This window comes from Streptomyces sp. NPDC127097, from assembly GCF_042724075.1.
Classification (GTDB): domain Bacteria; phylum Actinomycetota; class Actinomycetes; order Streptomycetales; family Streptomycetaceae; genus Streptomyces.
In genome coordinates, this window is record NZ_JBHXFI010000011.1 from 109,727 (window position 1) to 128,704 (window position 18,978).

Consider the following 18,978-nt stretch of genomic DNA (forward strand, 5'->3'; position numbering starts at 1 on the left):
CGGGCTCACACGGCCTCACGCTGTCGGCACCCGGTCCAGGAACCCGAGGACGGACCGGATCCGCCCGTCCTCCCCCAGCCGCAGCACATCGAACCCGGCCACCGGCGCCGACCCGTCCGCCAGGCTGACCAGCTCCCACCCGAACCGCGCGATGTCGTGGTGCCCGTCCACCGCGCCCGCCTGCCGGAACTCATACCCGGGGAACTGCGCATGGGCCCCGGCGATCGCCGCCGCCAGCCCGTCGTGCCCCGCGACATCGGCCAGCGGATCGGTGTACGTCACGTCCGCCCCGAACGCCGCCGCCACGGCCTTGCCCAGCGCCCCCTCCTCCCGCGCGTTCCACGCCTCGAAGTACCGCGCCACGGCCGCCGCGTACCGGTCCCCCGTAGCGGCGGCCTGCTGAACAACCTGCTCCTGATGCTGCGTCATTTTCCGAACTCCCCACTCCTCGCACGACGTTCCGCGTGTTGCCGGCTGAACGGCATCGCGGCCTGACACCGGTTCACGGGCCGGAGTGCGCCGGCCCGTGAACCGATGCCTTCACCTTGCCGGGCGGCGGGGTGGGGGTCGATTACCCGCGAGGTAATGGGCGCTCAGCGGTGATAGCGGATGTAGCCGTTGCCGTCGGAGTCCGACCCGCTCCTCGTGTAGGAGTGGACGTCCGCGCGGCTGCCCGAGGGCTTGTACAGGTAGATCGTGTCGCGGTCGTTGTTCCACAGGAAGTTGCAGTTGTCGCGGTAGACCACGTCGTACCGGTCGGAATCGGTGCCGTGGCCGCCCCGGAGCTTCACATAGTCCCCGGGCTCAAGGTAGTGACTGGCGGTGAAGGTGAAGCGGTTTCCGGTGGCGTCCTTGACGACGTACCCCTTGAGGTTGATGGTCGCCGACGACGAGTAGTTCTTGATCGTCAGGTACTCCTGGTGGGTGTTGCCCGAGGAGCAGCTGTTGGAGTCCCGGCCGGGCGCGTCGTACTGGACGCCCCGGATCTTCAACGCCGAGTGGTACTCCGCGGCTTGGGCCGGCCCGGCGGCAAGAAAGGACAGCGCACCGGCCAGGACAGCGGCAGCGGCGACAGCAGGACGCTTACGCAAGAGAGATCCCCTCCACAGTCTGATGAACTCGTGTTGCATGTGGAGGACTTGCGAAGGGACACGATGGTTGCACGCTGAACAACAATGACCGAGCACGACCGGAAGGGATCATTCAGGCCCCGCCCCGTTACGGAGGACAGGGGCCGAACCGGCAGGAAGCGTCAGCCCTCCACCCCGGGAAGCGGACGCGCAGACCGGGGCCAAAGGGCGGACGTCAGCCCGATATACCCGGCCAGGCCCAACGCGCCACGCGCCATGTGGTCGAGCCACAAGGAGCCGAGTTCGGCGGCATCGGCCACTCCGACGACTCCCCACAAGAAGACGGGCGTGAGCGCGCCGGCCACCGCCACGGCGACCGCATAGCTCGCGAGCACTCCGCCCCTCCGCCCGAGCCAACTACCCAGCAGTCCTGACGGGATCTGCACCACCACATGGAAGGTCACACAGCCGAACAGGGCGCCCAGCAGGATCATGACCGGCGGCACATCCGCCGTGGGATCGCCGGGCGGCGCCGCTCCGTAGGTATCCAGCGCCCACCCCGGCGGCACGAGAAGAGTGAGCACCAACAGCGCGCCACTCAGATGCATCGCACCGAGGTGCACCGCCATTCGGCGAAGCCACAACATCGAACGCCCCGCCGTTAAGGCCGGATGGTCGGACCCGGTACTCATGCAACCCCCACCTGAGCTTGGTCAGATCTCCTCATGCATCAGGGGTCAGTATGGGCGGGTCTTCTTTGCTGAGGTCATGCGGGATCCGGTGCGCCGGCGCCCGAGGCCCGGGAGGCCGCCGGTGAGGGCTCCGTCTCTCCCTGTCACCGCTGCTCACCCGCCGTCCCGCCGCCTCGCGGGTGGTGGACGTTGCGTAGAACGGGGGGCGGCCTAGCCTGGGGGGTATTGCCACGCTTGTCCCGGTTCGTGTCGCTGGGCGGCAGCCGGTGGCGACTGGGCAAACCCGGGTCCGCCCGTGCCGAGCGGGTGGTCGGTGAGCAACGCCGACGAGAGGACACGCCATGAGCACCCCGACACCCGACGAAAACGCGCCCCCGAGCGAGGCATCGTCCGCCGAGGGAGCGCGGTCCGCGACGGAGGCGGATACCCAGGCCGCCCTGGTCGAGCTCGCGAACAGCATGGCCCTGCTGCCGCAGGCACCGCCGGTCGAGGGCGAGGAGCCGCGACCGGAGGGCGCTGTGTCGCTGCCGGTCATCGAGCAGGACGGCAATCGCTACATCCCCGTCTTCACCAACGAGGACGCGCTGGTGGCGGCCGGGGGAGATCCCGGCGCGGCGCTGAGCATCCCGGTCGTCGAGCTGGCCGCGAACTGGCCGGCGGACGATCTGTGGCTGGCGGTCAACCCGTCCACCGAGGAGGGCCTCGCCCTTCCCCCCGACCTGGTGCGGGCGCTGCCCGTCTTCAGCCAGGCCGGTGCGGAGGGTGGCGGCACGGCCGGGGAGCCCGGCGGGCCCCCGGGCGGATAGCGCCGCGGCCCCCAGGGGATAGCGGATAGCGGTGCGGCCCCCCGGGGGGTAGCAGCGGCCCCGGAGCGGTCAGCGGGCTTCCCCGTGGCCGGGAGCGCGTGCGATGCCCGGCGGGCGGGCCGATGCCGGCCGGGTGGCGAACGGGCAGGTGACAGGCGCGCCACGGCCCGCCAGCAGCCCCGCCGGAGGGCAGCCACACCCCCTGAGGTGGCGCCAGCCCCCGGTCCGGTGTGGGGGTGGACCGGCTGTCGGGGCGGGGGCCGGGTCAGAAGACTCGGCGGTATGACGACGAGGGTGGAATTCTCCCGGCCGGCCGCCGGTCCGGCGACGGACTCGGGCAGCGACTTCGCGCGGCTGTCGCGCCGCATCGTGGCGGCGGGGCTGTTGCGGCGCCGGCCCGGCTACTACGCGGTGCGGCTCACGCTGGTGACGCTGGCGTTCGCCGGTGGGTGGGCGGCGTTCTTCGCGCTGGGTGACAGCTGGTGGCAGCTGACCGTGGCCGCGTTCCTGGCCGTGGTGTTCGCGCAGGTCGCGCTGGTCACCCATGACGTGGCGCACCGGCAGGTGTTCCGCGGGCGGCGGCCGAGTGAGGTCGGCGGTCTGCTGTTCGGCAACCTCGGGGTGGGGATGTCGTACGGCTGGTGGATGAACAAGCACACCCGGCATCACGCCAACCCCAACCACGAGGAGCTCGACCCGGACGTCGCACCGGACATCCTGGTGTGGTCACGGGACCAGGCGCGTGCCGCCAAGGGGCTGCCCCGTTTCATCGGCCGCTATCAGGCGCAGCTGTTCTTCCCGCTGCTGACGCTGGAGGGCTTCAATCTGCGGGTGTCGAGCATCCGGGCGCTGCGGTCCCCGACCATGAAGCACTGGGGCAGCGAGGCGGGGCTGCTGCTGGCGCATATCGTGCTGTATCTGGGCGCGCTGTTCCTGGTGCTGTCGCCCGGTAAGGCGCTCGCCTTTCTGCTCGTCCACCAGGCGCTGTTCGGGGTCTATCTGGGGTGCACCTTCGCGCCCAATCACAAGGGGATGCCGACGCTGACCGGCGGCACCCGGCCGGACTTTCTGCGCCGGCAGGTGCTGACCTCGCGGAACATCCGGGGCGGGGCGCTGGTCGACTTCCTGCTCGGCGGGCTCAATTACCAGATCGAGCACCACCTCTTCCCCAGCATGCCGACACCGCATCTGCGGCGGGCGCGGGCGATCGTGCGGGCGTACTGCGCCGAGATCGGTGTCCCGTACCACGAGACGGGGCTGATCAGGTCGTATGCGGAGGCGCTGCGGCACTTGCGGCGGGCGGGGGAACCGCTTCGTGGTCCGCGGGCGTAGGCGGCGCCGCCGCGGCCTCCGCCTCCTCCTGGCGCGCGGTACGGCGGGCCGCCATCCAGGCGTAGACGAGGATGCCGGCGAACAGGAAGAGCACGCCCTGGTAGATCGCGGCGTAGCCGGCGCCGGCGACGAGCCAGAAGGTGAAGCCGAAGGCCGTCAGGGCGAGGGTCAGATCGCGGGCGAAGCGGGCCGGGCGGACCTTGTCGCGGCGGCCGCTGAGCAGGAAGTAGACCTGGGCGCCGGCGGCGAGGAGGTAGGGCACGGTCGCCGAGAAGGTGGTGATCAGTACCAGGATCTCGAAGACGCCGCCGGAGCCGAGCAGGTAGTTGATCACGGTGAGGGCGCTGGCCAGCACCCCGGCGGCGACGACGCCAAAGGTCGGCACCCCGCGCCGCTTGGTCAGGAACGGTGCGGGGAACAGCCCGTCCTTGGCCGCGGCGTACGGGGACTGCGCGCTCATCAGGGTCCAGCCGTTGAGCGCGCCGATGATCGAGACGACCGCGGCGAGGGCGACGGCCGTACCGCCCCAGTGCCCGCCGAACATCGCGTTCACCGCGTCGGAGAACGGCGCCTGGGACTTCACCAGTTTGTCGTGGGCGACGGTGCCGAAGACGGCGACGGTGCCCAGGAGGTAGACCACGGCGGAGCCGATGGTGCCGAGGACGGTGGCCCGGCCGACGTTCCGCTCCGGGTCGCGGACCTCGCCCGCGCTCATCGCGGCGGACTCCACACCGACGTAGGAGTAGAGCAGGATCGCGGCGGCCGCGGACATCCCGCCGAGCGCGCTGCCGCTGCCCTCGTGGAACGAGCCGAGGTTGGCCGGGTCGAAGAAGAACAGCCCGACGACGGCGATGAAGAGCAGCGGGATGAACTTGAGGACGGTGGAGACCGTCTGGACCAGGCCGATGTAGCGGGTCCCGGCGAAGTTGGCGAGGGCCGGCAGCCAGAGCGCGCCGAGGGCGATCGCGAGGTCGGTGGTGTCGGAGGGGCGGCCCGGCAGGAGCACATGGACGTAGCCGACGATGGCGACCGCGAGCGCGGCGTTGCTGACCCAGGTCATGGTCCAGTACGACCAGGCGGAGAGGAACCCGGCGAAGTCACCGAACGCCTCGCGCGCGTAGACGTAGGGTCCGCCGGTGTCCGGGTGGCGCTCGGCGAGCCGGCCGAAGACCAGGGCGAGGGCGACGGCACCGACGGTCAGTACGCCGAAGGCGACGAGGCTGACGGTGCCGAACGGGGCCACCGATGCCGGCAGCAGAAAGATGCCGCCACCGATGATGTTGCCCATCACTAGGCAGGTGGCGGTACCCAGACCGAAGCGGCGCGTGTGCCGGTCGTTCATGGCGTGGTGGGCCTCTCGTCGTGCGCTGTGCACCCGGGGTTACCGAGCGGAGTTCATCGTCCGCGATCGGTGGCATCCGCCAAAATCAACGGGATTTGTCCTGTGCGGCGGGGTCCTGGGGTGAAAAACCTTCGGGTGGACGCACCCCGCGCCGGAGTTCGTCCGCGGCGGGCCCGAGGGGCAGTTGGGGCCCCTCGGCCTCGCCCAGCCAGCGGCGCAGCACCCGGTGCACCTGTTCGGCGCCGGTCAGCGGCTCGCCGTCCGGGACCGGCGGGGTCAGCTCGACCGGCCAGAGCAGGAAGGGGTGGCTCTGGGCGCCGCCCAGCCCGCCGTGCGAGCCGATCTGCTCCTCGAAGGCATGTACCGCGCCGGTCGCCGGGTCGCAGGCGGAGTTGACCATGAGGTCGGCGGCGTGCGGGAAGCGGTCGGTACGGCGTACCGCGTCGGCCGCGCCCTCGCCGAACGGTGCCAGGGGGTCGGTGCCGATGAGGCGTCCGGTGGCGAGATGGTGCTCGGTACCGGCCGGGCCGAGCACCACGGGGCCGTGCACCGCGGAGCGGACCAGCAGAAAGCCGATACCGGGGTGGTTGGCGAGGGTGGCGAGCAGGGCGGGGTGTCTGCGGTCCAGTTCCTCGCGGGTGATCCGGCCGGGCACGTCGGGGAACGACACCAGACCGAGGTTTCCGGAGGCCAGCACGAGGGGGTGGGGGGAGCCGGGCCCCGCCGTCCGTTCCGGGTGCTGCCCCGCCGCCTCCTCGGGCCGGTGCAGGGCGGCCCGCGCCGCCGCCCTGGCCTCGGCGCCGCTGGGCGTACGTCCCGCACGGCGCGGCACCGGCAGCCCGCACCCGGCGCGGACGAGATCGCCCAGGCTCAGCCCGTAACGCTCCAGGAACGTCGGGCCGTGGCTCTGACCGTGGTCGGAGAGCACCACGATGCGGTACGGGCGCGGTGCGTGCCGGGCGGCCCGGGCGATCAGCGCGAGGGCCCGGTCGAGGCCGCGCAGGACCTGGAGCGCGTCCCGGTGGGCGGGTCCGGAGTGGTGGGCCACCTCGTCGTAGGCGACGAGGTCGGCGTAGATGGCGGTACGGCCGGCGAGCAGGTCGCCGATGACGGCCGCGACCACCACATCACGCTCGACGACCGTGGCGAAGGCGCGGATGACGGGGTAGAGGCCGCCGCGTTTGACGCGCGGCACCTCGCGGCGGAAGCGGGTGCGCAGCGACTGGACGATCTCGCGGACGACCTCGGCGACGAAGGAGACCGCGGTACGGGTCGCGTTGGCCGGGTCGGAGAAGTAGGCGAAGTAGCCGGCCCGGGAGCGGTTGTGCTTGCCGCGCCGGGCCGCCACCGACATCACCAGGGCGACCTGGTCGGCGCCGCCGCTGAAGAGGTTGCCGCGGCTGGCGCCGTCGTAGGCGAGCAGTCCGCCGTCGCCGGTGCGCGCGATGGCGCGGCGCTGGAGTTCGGCGGCGCTGCTGGGCCGGTTGCTGACGACGACGGTGCGGGTGTCCTTCTCGTACCAGCGGAAGGCCGGCAGATCCTCGTTGCTGCCGTGCAGGAGGGCGAGCTGGCTGGCGCCGGTCTGGCTGGACCAGTCGGTGCGCCAGGGGGTGAGGCGGTGGCTGTCGCCGGCCCAGCGGGCGACGGTCGGCATCAGCGGCCGCTCGCCCCGGACGGCCTCGCGCAGCAGGTCGTGGCCCACGCCGTCGAGCTGGAGGAAGACCGTGCCGGGGGTGGCCGGGACGGCGGCGCGGCGGCCGCGGCGGCCGGCGAGCCGGACCAGGCGGCGGTGGTACGCCTCGTCGTTGCGTACCGCGAGGAAGGCGGAGGTGGCCGAGGAGGCGGCGGACATCGCGGCCGCGACGATCACCGCGGTCTCCGGTGCGGCCTGGCCGCGCCCCTCGGGGATCAGATCGAGGGCGAGCAGCAGCAGGGAGCCGTTGAGGAAGAAGACCAGCAGTCCGAGGACGAGCGCCGGCACCAGCAGCAGGGCGCGGACGAGAAGAGGCCACACCAGGGCGCTGAGCAGGCCGAACGCGCCGGCGCCCAGTGCGGCGGTGAGGGCGGTGCGGGTGAGGCTCTCGTCCCCGGGCGACTGGAGCCGGAAGTCGGGCAGCAGCCCGGCGAGCACGAGCAGGGTGAGGCTGGACACGAGCCAGACCGCGAGCACCCGGAACAGGGCACCGCTGAGCGCTCTCCACCTCGGCATCCGCACGCCGTGCCACCTCGCCCTCCGGCCCGCCCCGGATCTGCGGGCCTGCCGCCAGCATGGCACCAGGTGCCGGGGGAAGGTCAGGGCCAGGGGTGCGCCCGGCCGGCCGCTCCCCCGTCGGCCGGATTCCGGGCCGGAGGGTGCAGGATCGAGGGGACTGCACACGGGAAGCAGCAGAACCGCACACGGGAAGCGAGACGGCCGCCCGCGGCACGGGCCGGCGCGTCGGGACGGGAGGTGCTCGGTGTCGGTGGAGGTCACCTGGTGGGGGCATGCCACTGTGACGGTCGAGGACTCCGGGGTGCGGGTGCTGACGGATCCGCTGTTCGTGCGGCGGCTGGCCCATCTGCGGCGCCGGCGGGGCGCGCTGCCGCCGGCCGAGGCCGCGCGGGCCGATGTCGTCCTGGTCTCGCATCTGCACGCCGACCATCTGCACCCCGCCTCGCTGGCCCGGCTCGCGCCGGGGACCCGGCTGGTGGTGCCGCGCGGGGCGACGGCCGCGGTGCCGGGGCTGCGGCGGGTGGCGGCGGCCCGGGCGCTGCGGGTCACCGAGCTGCGGGCGGGTGAGGAGTGCGCGGCCGGTGCGGTGACGGTCCGTGCGGTGTCCGCCGCGCACGACGGGCGGCGGCTGCCCTGCGGACCGCGCCGGGTGCCGGCGCTCGGTTATGTCGTGCGGGGCGCGGCCCGGACGTACTTCGCGGGCGACACCGGGCTGTTCGAGGAGATGGCGGCGGAGGTCGGGCCGTGCGAGGTGGCGCTGCTGCCGGTGGGCGGCTGGGGGCCGTTCCTCGGGCACGGGCATCTCGACGCGCGGCGGGCGGCGCAGGCGGCGGCGCGGCTGGCACCGTGCTGCGCGGTCCCGGTGCACTACGGCACGTACTGGCCGATCGGGCTGGATGCCGTCCGGCCGCATGAATTCCACGCCCCGGGCCAGGAGTTCGAGCGGCAGCTGGCGCGGCTGGCGCCGGAGGTGACGGTGCACCGGCTCGGGCACGGCGAGTCGGTCCGGCCGAAGGTCGTGTGATGGCACTCGTCGGTGAGCTGGTGCGGAGCGTGCCGCCGGAGTCGACACAGCAGGTGGTCGGCTATCCGTCGCTGTTCCTGCTGGTGGTGCTCGGGTCGCTGGTGCCCGTCGTGCCGACGGGGGCGCTGGTCAGCTCGGCGGCGGTGGTCGCCTTCCACCACACCGCGCCGTTCGCGCTGCTGATGGTGTTCGCGGTGGCGTCGTGCGCGGCGTTCCTCGGCGATGTGGGGCTGTATGCGCTCGGGCGGCGCGGCAGCCACTCGCCCCACGGTTCGCGCTGGCTGGCGCGGCTGCGCGCCCGCGCCGCGCCGGAGCGGCTGGCCCGGGCGCAGCACCAGCTGCGGGAGCACGGGGTGCTGGTGCTGGTGCTGTCCCGTCTGGTGCCCGCCGGGCGGATCCCGGTCATGCTGGCGTGTCTGCTCGCGGCGATGCCGCTGCGGAGGTTCGTCCGTGGCGACCTTCCGGCGTGTCTGGCGTGGGCGGCGGCGTATCAGCTCATCGGGCTGCTGAGCGGTTCGCTGTTCCGCAGTGCGTGGCAGGGCGTGGCCATGGCGATCGCGGTGACCGTGGTGCTCGGTGCGGCGCCGGCCGTCTGGCGGCGCCTCCGGCCGGCCCGCGGCGAGGGCGGGTCGTAGGTCCCGTCGTCCGCCGTCCCTTCCGCGGGGCGCCCGTTCCGCCCGGCGGCGGCGCTCAGCGTTCGGCCAGCACCCGGGAGGCGCCGACGGGCAGGTCCCAGAGGTCCTCGCGGGGGCGTCCGGTGGCGGCCCAGGCGGCGCGGACCCGGTGCAGCGGTTCCAGGGGCGGCTCGCCGGAGAGCAGGAAGGTCGACCAGTGCATCGGGGCCAGGGCGCGGGCACCCAGGTCCTGACACGCCTTGACCGCCTCCTCCGGGTCGGTGTGCACCGGCCGCAGCATCCAGCGCGGGTCGTAGGCGCCGATGGGCAGCAGCGCCAGATCGATGCCGGGGTAGCGGCGGCCGATCTCCTCGAACCAGTGGCCGTAGCCGGTGTCCCCCGCGAAGTGGATCCGCCGCCCGTCGGGCGCGGTCAGCAGCCAGCCGCCCCACAGGGAGCGGCAGGTGTCGGTCAGCGTCCGCTTGCTCCAGTGGTGGGCGGGGACGAAGTCGAAGCGTACGGGGCCGCCGGGGGCGGGCAGTTCGACCGCTTCCCACCAGTCGAGGTCGGTGACCTGGGTGAAGCCGCGCCGGCGGGCCCAGGGCGCGAGTCCGGCGGGCAGCAGCAGCGGGGTGTGCCGCGGCAGCCGCTTGAGGGTCGGGGCGTCGAGGTGGTCGTAGTGGTTGTGGCTGATGACGACGGCGTCGACCGGCGGCAGGTCTTCCCAGCGGACGCCCACGGGGGTGACCCGGGCTGGTGTGCCGAGGATCTTGCGGGACCAGACCGGGTCGGTCAGCACGGTCAGCCCGCCGACGCGGATGATCCAGCTGGCGTGCCCGGCCCAGGTGAGGGCGAGGGTGGTGGGGCCGGCGGCCGGCATCGGGCCCGGCGCGAAGGGGAGTTGCTGGATCTCGGGGAGGGTGTCGGGAGGCGGGCGGAGTTTGCCCTCCCGGGCGATCCGGGCCAGGGCACGGACGCCGGGCAGCGGCGCGGTCAGCCGGTCGGTGAAGTCGCGTGGCCAGGTGCGGGGTTCGCCCAGCGGGCGGGGCGGGGCGAGCGGGGGCGGGGTGGCGTGGGGGAGGACGGGCGCGCCCGCGGTGGTCTGCGGGATGCCCGGCCGGTCCGCGGTGGCCTGCGGGAGAGCCGGCCCGTCCGCGGTGGTCTGACCGGTGGCCGGGCCCGTGGTGCGTGCCGCACCTCCGGCCTCTCCCCGGGCCTCTCCCCCGGCCGTTCCCCCGGCCCCTCCCCCGCCCGGTCCGCCGCCCTCGCCGGGTGCGGCGGGCGGGAGTCGCTCGGTGTCGGAGGGCTGCTCGGCGAGGGAGCGCTCGGTCTGTTCGGTCATCGAGGGGCTCCTTTCGGTGGACGGAACCGGGGCGGAGTGGGGACGGGGTGGCGGCGCGGGCGGGCGCCGGCCGGCGGTCAGCCGTCCGCGGACAGCGTGAGTCCGGCCAGGGCGCGGGACAGCGCGGTCAACGCCTCGGTGATGTGCGGGAGTTCCAGCGGGTCGGGGGCCTCCAGGGCACGCCGTCGCTGCTCCCGGTCGGCACCCAGCAGCACCTCGGCGCCGAGCCGTACCCGCAGGGCGCCCGGCGCGTCACCGAAGCGGTGCCCGCCGCGCGCCGCCCAGGGCGCCAACTTCCGTTCCAGCGCGTGCGATTCCACGATCCCGCGGGCCCCGAGGGGACGGCGCAGCGGTTCGAAGTCGGCGTACAGATGGCTGCCGGAATGCGGCGGCCGGCAGACCGCGCCGGCCTCGGTGACGGTGTGGTGCAGCGCCGCGGCGAGCGCGCCGTACACCCGGGCGACGGTGGCCGTCCGGGCGCGCACCTCCTCGGGCTCGCCGAGCGCATGGGTGACGGCGCAGCCCAGCGGCCCCGGGAGCGGCGTACGGGACGCGGCGAGCGTGTCCAGCACGGCGGCCCGGAGGGCGGCGCCCCGGTCGGTGCCGGGGAAGCGGGCCAGCGCGGCGGGCCAGGAGGCGGGCACCAGCGTGGCCCGCAGGTCGGTGAGCACCACGACCCCGTCGGGCAGCATCTCGGCGGGGCTGAGCAGCACGGTGTCATGCGGATCGTGCAGCAGATCGCGGCGGGTCTCGTCGCTGATGACCCAGAGCCCCTCGTCCGCCGCCGCCTCACAGACCTCGTGCAGCTGTTCCGGCGCGGGGCAGGTGCCGGTGGGGTCGTCGGCGACGGACAGGACCAGCACACGGGGGCCGTCGCCGTCCATCCGGGCCCGGCGGACGGTCTCCAGCAGCGCGAACGGGTCCGGCACCCCGCCCGATTCCGCCGGTACGGGGGCGAGGTGCACCGGCCGGCCGAGTAGCCGGGCGGGCGGTGCGTACGACGCGGAGCAGGGCCGCGGCAGCACCACCGCCCCGCCGGCCGCCGCGTACAGCGCGAGGAGCAGGGCCGGCGCGCCGGGGGCGGCGAGCACCCGGTCGGGGGTGGTGACCAGGCCGCGGCGTTCCCAGTAGCCGCAGGCGGCGGTGCGCAGCGGCGCGGCGCCGCCCAGGGGTTCGGCTTCGGTGCGGTCGGCGGCCGCGGAGAGGTGTGCGGCGAGTTCCGGGAGGACCGGCAGGCCCACCGGCGGATCCAGGTCCGGCTCGTGCCGCGGATCCCGGGCGGTCCGCTGCATCCGTACCTCCACTCCACGACGGCGGGTCGATCATGGGCCCATCACATGAAGGGCGGCACGGTCCACCTTGGCAGATCACGGGGGTGGCGACGGGGGGCGACACGTCAGCGGAGGTGGGACCGGCGCTCAATCCGCCGGGCGTACCGGCGGCGCCATGTAGCGATGCACCGTCACCACCGCGCCGGCGCCCCAGTCCTGCCGCTCGGTGGCGCGGCGCAGCCAGCCCAGCCGCTCGTAGAGGGCGATCGCCGCGCTGTCGGTGGCCTTCACCTCCAGTACGGGCCGCAGGCCGCGGGCCGCCGCCTCCGCCTCGACCGCGCGCAGCAGCCGGCCGCCGAGGCTCGCACCGCGTGCGGCGGGTGCGACATAGAGCCGGCTCACCTCGGGCCCGCACAGCGCCGCATGACCGGCGACCGTGCCGTCCGCCTCGGCGACCCAGGCGGCGGTCAGCCCGCCGGGGGTCAGCCAGCGCGCCGGGTCGGCCGGCCAGTGGTGCGGATAGCCGCTGTGGGTGTGCACCTCGGCCAGCACGGCCACACAGGCGTCGAGGTCGCTGTCCTGGCGTCTCCTGATCATCCGGGCATGGAAGCACAGCCCGGGGCCCGGCAGCCCGTGGGCCGCCGGGGCCGGACGCTCCCGGCGCCGCGCGCGGGGCCTCCGCGGCGGGATCCTGCCTGTTCCGGGCGGTCTGGGGTACAAGGTGGCGCATGCGAAAGCGACTGACCCATCTCGACCGGCGGACCTTCGACGTGATCGCGGCGCGCGAATGGCCGGGCGCGCAGCGGGTGCTGCCCCGGCTGACCCGGAGCGCCAACCACGGGCTGCTGTGGTTCGGCCTGGCGGCCGGTGCGGCCGCGCTCGGGGGCCGGCCGATGCGCCGGGCCGCGCTGCGCGGAGTGGCCTCGCTGGCCGTGGCGTCGGCGACGGTGAACACCCTCGGCAAGCGCTCGGTCCGGCGCCAGCGCCCGCTGCTGGACGCGGTGCCGGTGATACGGCAGCTGCACCGCCAGCCCCTCACCTCGTCCTTCCCTTCCGGGCACGCGGCCTCGGCGGTGGCGTTCGCGACCGGGGTGGCCATGGAGAACAAGTGGTGGGGGCTGGCGCTGGCGCCGGTCGCCGCGTCGGTGGCGTTCTCCCGCGTCTATACGGGCGTGCACTATCCGGGTGATGTGCTGGCGGGGGCGGCGCTGGGGGCCGGTGCGGCGTTCGCGGTGCGCGGTTTCGCACCGACCCGCGCCCAGTTGGCGCCGCCGGCCCGGCCGCGTGCGGAGGCGCCCGCGCTGCCGGGCGGCCGCGGTCTGGTGGTGGTGGCGAACCAGGGCTCGGGACAGCGTTCCGGCCCCCGCCCGGACCGGGCCGAGGAGGTGCACGGGGTACTGCCGCAGGCCGAGGTGACGGTGTGCGGCGAGCCGGACGGGCCGGCGCTGGACAAGGTCCTCGAAGATGCCGCGGAACGGGCCAGAGCGCTGGGTGGCGCGCTGGGTGTGCTCGGCGGGGACGGCACCGTCAACGCGGCGGCGGCGGTCGCGGTACGGCACGGGCTGCCGCTCGCGGTGCTGCCCGGCGGCACGCTGAACCACTTCGCCTACGACCTGGGGATCGAGACCCATGCGGCGGCGGCCCGGGCCGTGGAGAGCGGGGAGGCCGTCGCGGTGGACACGGCGCGCTTCCGGGCCGGGCCGCATCTGGAGGGGCGGCAGTTCCTCAACACCTTCTCGATCGGCGCGTATCCGGAGCTGGTGCGGATCCGCGAGCGGTGGGCGGGCCGGATCGGGGCCTGGCCGGCCGGGGTGCTGGCGGCCTGGGAGGTGCTGCGCACCGCCGAGCCGCTGACCCTGCGGATCAATGGCGAGCGGCGCGCCGTATGGCTGCTGTTCGTCGGCAACTGCCAGTACCGGGGGCTGGGGTTCGCACCGGTGCGGCGGCACGATCTGGCGGACGGGGTGCTCGATGTACGGGTGGTGCACGGCGGCCGGCTGGCCCGCACCCGGCTGCTCCTCGCGGCCCTGTCGGGCACCCCGCGCAGCACCCCGGTACTCGGTGAGGCGCGGCTGTCCCGGCTGCGGATCAGCGATCTCCCGGAGGGCACCACGCTGGCCTTCGACGGCGAAGTGGCCCACGCACCCAGCGAGTTGACGCTGGACAAGCAGAAGGAGGCGCTGACGGTCTATCGCCTGCTGCCCGAATGATGAGATCCCACTCTCATCATTCGGGATGGCGGCGTACGGTGTGATCACCACGCCGAGGGGCGGCCGCAGCACGGTGCGGGCGGCCGTCCGGGCGGCGACCGGGGTGCCGCCGTCCGCCGCCCGGTCGCCCTCCCCCGTATGCGAAGGAGCCGACCATGCCGCAGGAATCCGCCGTCTACACCCACGGCCACCACGAGTCCGTACTGCGCTCCCACACCTGGCGCACCGCCGCCAACTCCGCCGGATACCTGCTCGACTCGCTGCGTCCGCACATGCGGATCCTGGACATCGGCTGCGGCCCCGGCACCATCACCGCCGACCTGGCCGCGCTGGTGCCGGACGGGCAGGTCACCGGCCTGGAGTACGCACCGGAGATCCTGGAGCAGGCGCGCGCCACGGCCGCCGGCCGCGGACTGACGAACGTCGACTTCGCGGTCGGGGATGTCCACGCACTGGACCACCCCGATGACACCTTCTGCGTGGTGCACGCCCATCAGGTCCTCCAGCACGTCGGCGATCCCGTCCAGGCGCTGCGCGAGATGCGCCGGGTCACCAAGCCGGGCGGAATCGTCGCCGTCCGCGATTCGGACTACGCGGCGATGACCTGGTACCCGGAGTCCGACGGGATGGCCGACTGGCTGCGGCTGTACCAGCGGGTGGCCCGCGCCAACGGGGGCGAGCCGGACGCCGGACGCCGGCTGCACGCCTGGGCGCGGCAGGCCGGTTTCGCCCCCGACGCGATCACCGCCACGGCCGCCACCTGGCTCTTCCACACCCCCGAGGAGCGGTCCTGGTGGAGCGAGCTGTGGGCGGACCGCACGGTCGGCTCCTCGTATGCGCGGCTCGCGCTGGACGGCGGGCACGCCACGGCGGACCGGCTGCAACAAATCGCGCGGGCCTGGCGGTCCTGGGGCGCCGACGAGGACGGCTGGTTCGGCATCCTGCACGGCGAAATCCTCTGCCGGGTCTGAACGCGGGGGCTCCGGCCGGCCGGCTCGCCCGGCCCGCCCCTCCTCGCATCCCTCCGACGGCCCAGCCGCACCCCCTCCCCGGCAGATAAATCCTATTAATCCCGATATGGATGGGGCGTGAGCCCTCAACGACGCCTGACCGCGATAGCGGCGCTGACCCTCCTGGCGGTGGGCTGCGGAACCCAGCAGTCCACCGGCCCCGCACGCTCCGCGCCGTCCGCCCCGCCCGGCGGCGCCCGGGCCTCCGCCCCGGCCGGCTTCACCCTCCTGGCCACCGGCGACGTACTGCCGCACGGCGAGATCATCCGGCGGTCCGGCGACGACGCGCACGGCAACGGCCATGACTTCCGTGCCATGTTCGCCGGGGTGAAGCCGGTGGTCTCCGGCGCCGACCTGGCGATCTGCCATATGGAGACGATCTACGGCAAGGACGGCGGGCCGTTCACCGGCTACCCCAGTTTCAAGTCCCCGCCCCAGGTCGCCGCCGCCCTCAAGGACGCCGGCTACGACTCCTGCTCCACCGCCTCCAACCACACCCTCGACGACGGCGCGGACGGAGTGCACCGCACCCTCGGCGCCATGGACGCGGTCGGCCTGCGCCATGCCGGCTCGGCCCGCTCCGCCGCCGAGGCGTCCCGGGTCACGCTGCTGCGGGCCGGCCCCGCGAAGGTCGCCCAACTCTCGTACACCTACGGCACCAACGGCATACCCCTGCCCGGCAGGGCGCCCTGGACGGTCAATCTGATCGACCGCGAGAAGATCCTCACCGATGCCCGAGCGGCCCGCCGGGCCGGTGCGGACGTGGTGGTCGTCAGCATCCACTGGGGCACCGAGTGGCAGCAGCCGCCGGACGAGCAACAGCGCACCCTGGCCCGCGCGCTGACCGCCGCACGCACCGGCGGACGGCCGGACATCGATCTGATCCTGGGCACGCACGCGCATGTCCCGCAGCCCTACGAGAAGGTCAATGGCACCTGGGTCGTCTACGGGATGGGCGACCAGCTCGCGGGCCATATGTTCAACCACAGCGACCAGCCGGACGGCCGCGGCAACCAGAGCTCGATGGCCCGCTTCACCTTCGCCGGTCCGGCCACTCCCGGCGGGCGCTGGACGGTCCGCAAGGCGGAGTACCTCCCCCAGCTCACCGATGTGAACGACGGCTTCCGCGTCGTGAACCTCAACGCGGCGCTGGCCGAGCGGCCCGGACGCAGCGACTACGCACGGGCCCGGGACAGCATCCGGGAGATCGTGCTGTCCCGGGGCGCGGCGAAGAGCGGTCTGATCATGGCCAAGTGATCGCGTACCGGCAGGTCCCCCAACTAGGGTGGTCCGTATGGACATTCTGGGGACCTCATTGCGGGTGTGCGTCGGTGATCTCGATTCCGCGATCGGCGTCTACGAACGCCTGACCGGCGCCGAGGCGATCCGCTTCCAGCGCGGCGGGGTGGCCGTCGCGGCCGTCGGATGCTTCTTCCTGATGAGCGGCCCCGAGGCGGAGTTGTCGGTGCTGCGCAAGATCACGGCAACCCTCGCCGTCAAGGACGTCGACGAAGCGGTCGCCGACCTGAAGGCAGTCGGCGCCGACATCATCGCCGGCCCGCTGCCCACCCCGATCGGCCGCAACCTGGTCGCCCGCCACCCGGACGGCTCGGTCTTCGAGTACGTGGACCGGAGGCAGGAGGGGGAGGGCTAGGGCCCGGCGTTCACCTCAGGACACATCCAGCACGATCTTGCCGCGGGTGCGGCCCGTCATGCTCTCGCGGAATGCCTCGGCCGCCTCGGACAGCGGGAAGGCGGACGCGACCGGCACCGTCAGCTTGCCGGCGTCCGCGAGGGCGCCGAGGGCGGTCAGGTCGGCGGTGTCCGGGCGGACCCAGACCATGTGGCCGCCCTTCACCTTCACCTCGCCGTCGGCGATGGAGGCCACCCGGCCGCGGTCCTTGAGCAGTTCCTGCGAGACGTCCACGACGCCGCCGCCGACGAAGTCCACGGCCGCGTCGACGCCTTCGGGGGCGAGCTCCCGGACCCGGGCGGCGAGGCCGTCACCATATGTGACCGGATCGGCGCCCAGGGAGCGCAGGAACTCATGGTTGCGCTCGCTGGCCGTGCCGATGACGCGGGCTCCCCGGGCGACCGCGATCTGGACGGCGAGCGAGCCGACACCGCCCGCGGCGGCGTGCACCAGAACGGTCTCACCGGCCGTCACACCGACCCGGCCGAGCGCCTGATAGGCCGTCAGCCCGGCGAGCGGAAGCCCGGCGGCCTGCTGCCAGGTGAGCGAGGCCGGCTTGGGCGCCAGGGTCCGGACCGGTGCGGCGACCAGTTCGGCGAACGTGCCGTGCTGTACCTCGTCCTTGCGGACATAGCCGATGACCTCGTCGCCGACCGCGTACTCGGTGGCGTCCGCGCCGACCGCCTCGACCACGCCCGCCACGTCCCACCCGGGGATGAGCGGGAAGTGCACGTCCATCATCGGGTCCAGATAGCCCGCGAGGATCTTCCAGTCCACCGGATTGACCCCGGCCGCCTTGACCCGGATCAGGAACGAGTCCGGGCCCACCTTCGGATCGGGGTGGTCGGTGCAGGTGAGGACTTCGGGGCCGCCGTAGCTGTTCGCGATGATTGCCTTCATGATCCGCTGCAACGCGTGACGGCCGGGGTTCATTCCAGGATCGCGCGGCCAGTCACCGAAATGGCGTACGAGGCGTGCGGGGACCGGGGCGGGACCGGCTCGGCCGACGGGGTCAGTGCCGGTCGCGTTGGGCGCCGGGGGTGTGGCCGAAGGCCCGGCGGCGTCCATGTGCTGTCCGACGAGATCCATGCCCCGCTCGTCCTGCCGGGCGCCGAGTTCGTGCCGTTCCTGTCGGTGTCGGAGGAGGCGCGGCGCTGGGGCTTCTCGTTCCTGTCGGCCAGCAAGGGCTGGAACCTGGGCGGGCTCAAGGCGGCCGTCGTCGTCACCGCCGCCCCGGCGCCGAAGCGGTATGTCGACCGGCTGTCGCCCCACTCGCTCTACCGCACCGGGCACCTCGGCGTACTCGCCACGGTGGCCGCGCTCAACGACGGGGGCCCCTGGCTCGCCGACGCCTTGGAGGTGCTCGATCACAACCGGCGGCTGCTGGGGGGCCTGTTGGGGAAGCTGCTGCCCGACGTGCGCTACCGGCCGCCGCAGGCGAGCTTCCTGGCCTGGCTCGACTTCCGTGCGCTCGGCTGGGGCGACGACCCCCGGCGCGCATCTCCTCGCCGCCGCCCGGGTCGCCCTCAACGCCGGGCACCGTTACGGCCCTTCCGGCAACGGCTTCGCGCGGCTGAACTTCGGCTGCGCCCCGGAGACGCTCACCGAGGCTTCCGCCGTATCGCCGCGGTCTCCTGAGATCGCGGTGAGCGGGGCGGGCGGACTCCGCGCCCGGCGGAGACCCGGACGGCCTCAGCCGGGCGGTGCCCCCAGGGCGCGCAGCAGGAACGGGAGGAGTTCGCCGATCGCGGCCTCGCCGGACGTGGGCCCGTCCGTCGCGCCCTGATACGTCACGTCGGGCGTCAGGAAGAGGCGGCTGACCATGGAGCCGACGACGAGATCGGCCAGTACATGGGCGTTCTCCAGCGGCGGGATGTCACCGCGGGAGACCGCGCGGCGCACGACTTCGGCGGCCCGGTCGCGGACCGGCTGGACGATCGCGGAGTCCAGGACCCGGGCCAGCGCCTCGTTGTGCGCGGCCTCCCCGATCAGGATGTGCAGCAGCCGGCCGCCGGGGCCCTCCAGCGTCTCCGCCTTGTCCCGGAGCAGGACGGCGAGGTCGCCCCGGAGGCTGCCGGTGTCCGGCTGCGGGCCGAGATCGCTGGCCCAGCTGACGGCGGTGCCCACGACCAGGTCTTCCTTGGAGCGCCAGCGGCGGTAGAGGGTCGCGGTGGACACCCCGGCCCGCTTGGCGACGGCCGCGGTGGTCAGCCCGCCGTAGCCGCTCTCCTGGAGCACCTGAAGGGTGGCCGCCAGCAGTGCCCGGTCGCGTTCGGCGTCCCGCGGCCGGCCGCGGGCGGGCCTCCGCTCGGGGTGCGCGGTCTGGTTGTCCTCGGTGCGTTCGGCCACTCCCGGAGTCT

At 73.9% G+C, this 18,978-nt stretch carries 19 protein-coding genes; 9 read left to right on the forward strand and 10 right to left on the reverse strand.

Translation table 11 applies throughout. The features are described from left to right. Nucleotides 1-15: 15 nt before the first annotated feature. The 3 genes from ACFWJW_RS12010 to ACFWJW_RS12020 form a co-directional block, all read right to left on the reverse strand. On the reverse strand, nt 16-429 hold the full coding sequence (locus tag ACFWJW_RS12010) for a nuclear transport factor 2 family protein (RefSeq protein ID WP_387238448.1): 414 nt from the start codon (nt 427-429) through the stop codon (nt 16-18). A 164-nt stretch (nt 430-593) separates the two neighbouring features. Beyond that, the gene (locus ACFWJW_RS12015; RefSeq protein WP_387238451.1) at nt 594-1,130 is read right to left on the reverse strand and encodes a lamin tail domain-containing protein; all 537 of its coding nucleotides are present in this window, start codon (nt 1,128-1,130) and stop codon (nt 594-596) included. Nucleotides 1,131-1,252: 122 nt separating this feature from the next. Then, nucleotides 1,253-1,762, reverse strand: a complete 510-nt coding sequence (locus tag ACFWJW_RS12020) for a hypothetical protein (RefSeq protein ID WP_387238454.1) — start codon at nt 1,760-1,762, stop codon at nt 1,253-1,255. Between the two features lie 341 nt (nt 1,763-2,103). Between ACFWJW_RS12020 and ACFWJW_RS12025 the strand changes: the two genes are divergently transcribed. Further along, nucleotides 2,104-2,568, forward strand: coding sequence for an SseB family protein (locus ACFWJW_RS12025; RefSeq protein WP_387238457.1), 465 nt, complete (start codon nt 2,104-2,106; stop codon nt 2,566-2,568). A gap of 282 nt (nt 2,569-2,850) precedes the next feature. Beyond that, the gene (locus ACFWJW_RS12030; protein WP_387238460.1) at nt 2,851-3,900 is read left to right on the forward strand and encodes a fatty acid desaturase family protein; all 1,050 of its coding nucleotides are present in this window, start codon (nt 2,851-2,853) and stop codon (nt 3,898-3,900) included. On the opposite strand, the gene ACFWJW_RS12035 is transcribed toward ACFWJW_RS12030, so the two are convergent. Together ACFWJW_RS12035 and ACFWJW_RS12040 are read right to left on the reverse strand one after the other, a co-directional pair. Then, nucleotides 3,830-5,242, reverse strand: a complete 1,413-nt coding sequence (locus tag ACFWJW_RS12035; RefSeq protein ID WP_387238463.1) for an amino acid permease — start codon at nt 5,240-5,242, stop codon at nt 3,830-3,832. The two genes, ACFWJW_RS12030 and ACFWJW_RS12035, sit on opposite strands and share 71 nt — an antisense overlap. 85 nt (nt 5,243-5,327) lie before the next feature. Beyond that, the gene (locus ACFWJW_RS12040; RefSeq protein ID WP_387238466.1) at nt 5,328-7,451 is read right to left on the reverse strand and encodes a phage holin family protein; all 2,124 of its coding nucleotides are present in this window, start codon (nt 7,449-7,451) and stop codon (nt 5,328-5,330) included. A 247-nt stretch (nt 7,452-7,698) separates the two neighbouring features. On the opposite strand from ACFWJW_RS12040, the gene ACFWJW_RS12045 reads away from it, so the two are divergent. Further along, entirely contained in the window at nt 7,699-8,478 is a 780-nt protein-coding gene (locus ACFWJW_RS12045; protein ID WP_387238469.1) for an MBL fold metallo-hydrolase, read from the forward strand. Then, nucleotides 8,478-9,113, forward strand: a complete 636-nt coding sequence (locus ACFWJW_RS12050; protein ID WP_387238472.1) for a DedA family protein — start codon at nt 8,478-8,480, stop codon at nt 9,111-9,113. The genes ACFWJW_RS12045 and ACFWJW_RS12050 overlap by 1 nt, the downstream gene beginning before the upstream one ends. Before the next feature lie 55 nt (nt 9,114-9,168). On the opposite strand, the gene ACFWJW_RS12055 is transcribed toward ACFWJW_RS12050, so the two are convergent. The 3 genes from ACFWJW_RS12055 to ACFWJW_RS12065 form a co-directional block, all read right to left on the reverse strand. Further along, complete coding sequence (locus ACFWJW_RS12055) at nt 9,169-10,434, reverse strand: MBL fold metallo-hydrolase (RefSeq protein WP_387238474.1); 1,266 nt, start codon at nt 10,432-10,434, stop codon at nt 9,169-9,171. Between the two features lie 77 nt (nt 10,435-10,511). Beyond that, entirely contained in the window at nt 10,512-11,726 is a 1,215-nt protein-coding gene (locus ACFWJW_RS12060) for an aminotransferase class I/II-fold pyridoxal phosphate-dependent enzyme (RefSeq protein WP_387238477.1), read from the reverse strand. A 126-nt stretch (nt 11,727-11,852) separates the two neighbouring features. Then, nucleotides 11,853-12,302, reverse strand: coding sequence for a GNAT family N-acetyltransferase (locus ACFWJW_RS12065; protein WP_387238480.1), 450 nt, complete (start codon nt 12,300-12,302; stop codon nt 11,853-11,855). A gap of 131 nt (nt 12,303-12,433) precedes the next feature. Between ACFWJW_RS12065 and ACFWJW_RS12070 the strand changes: the two genes are divergently transcribed. From ACFWJW_RS12070 to ACFWJW_RS12085, 4 genes are all read left to right on the forward strand, one after another. After that, nucleotides 12,434-13,915, forward strand: coding sequence for a bifunctional phosphatase PAP2/diacylglycerol kinase family protein (locus tag ACFWJW_RS12070; RefSeq protein ID WP_387238483.1), 1,482 nt, complete (start codon nt 12,434-12,436; stop codon nt 13,913-13,915). A 155-nt stretch (nt 13,916-14,070) separates the two neighbouring features. Further along, nucleotides 14,071-14,886 carry a class I SAM-dependent methyltransferase gene (locus ACFWJW_RS12075; protein WP_387238486.1) on the forward strand — a complete coding sequence of 272 codons (816 nt, stop codon included), beginning with the start codon at nt 14,071-14,073 and terminating at the stop codon, nt 14,884-14,886. A 117-nt stretch (nt 14,887-15,003) separates the two neighbouring features. Further along, entirely contained in the window at nt 15,004-16,182 is a 1,179-nt protein-coding gene (locus ACFWJW_RS12080; RefSeq protein ID WP_387238489.1) for a CapA family protein, read from the forward strand. Nucleotides 16,183-16,219: 37 nt separating this feature from the next. Then, on the forward strand, nt 16,220-16,579 hold the full coding sequence (locus tag ACFWJW_RS12085) for a VOC family protein (RefSeq protein WP_387238492.1): 360 nt from the start codon (nt 16,220-16,222) through the stop codon (nt 16,577-16,579). A gap of 15 nt (nt 16,580-16,594) precedes the next feature. Here the strand turns inward: ACFWJW_RS12085 and ACFWJW_RS12090 are convergent, their stop codons facing one another. Further along, nucleotides 16,595-17,518: an NADP-dependent oxidoreductase gene (locus ACFWJW_RS12090; protein ID WP_387238495.1), complete on the reverse strand. Its 924-nt coding sequence runs from the start codon at nt 17,516-17,518 to the stop codon at nt 16,595-16,597. A gap of 168 nt (nt 17,519-17,686) precedes the next feature. Between ACFWJW_RS12090 and ACFWJW_RS12095 the strand changes: the two genes are divergently transcribed. Further along, nucleotides 17,687-18,256 (forward strand): hypothetical protein, encoded by a 570-nt coding sequence (locus ACFWJW_RS12095; RefSeq protein ID WP_387238497.1) that lies wholly within the window; start codon nt 17,687-17,689, stop codon nt 18,254-18,256. Nucleotides 18,257-18,310: 54 nt separating this feature from the next. On the opposite strand, the gene ACFWJW_RS12100 is transcribed toward ACFWJW_RS12095, so the two are convergent. Beyond that, entirely contained in the window at nt 18,311-18,967 is a 657-nt protein-coding gene (locus tag ACFWJW_RS12100; protein ID WP_387238500.1) for a TetR/AcrR family transcriptional regulator, read from the reverse strand. Nucleotides 18,968-18,978 lie beyond the last annotated feature (11 nt).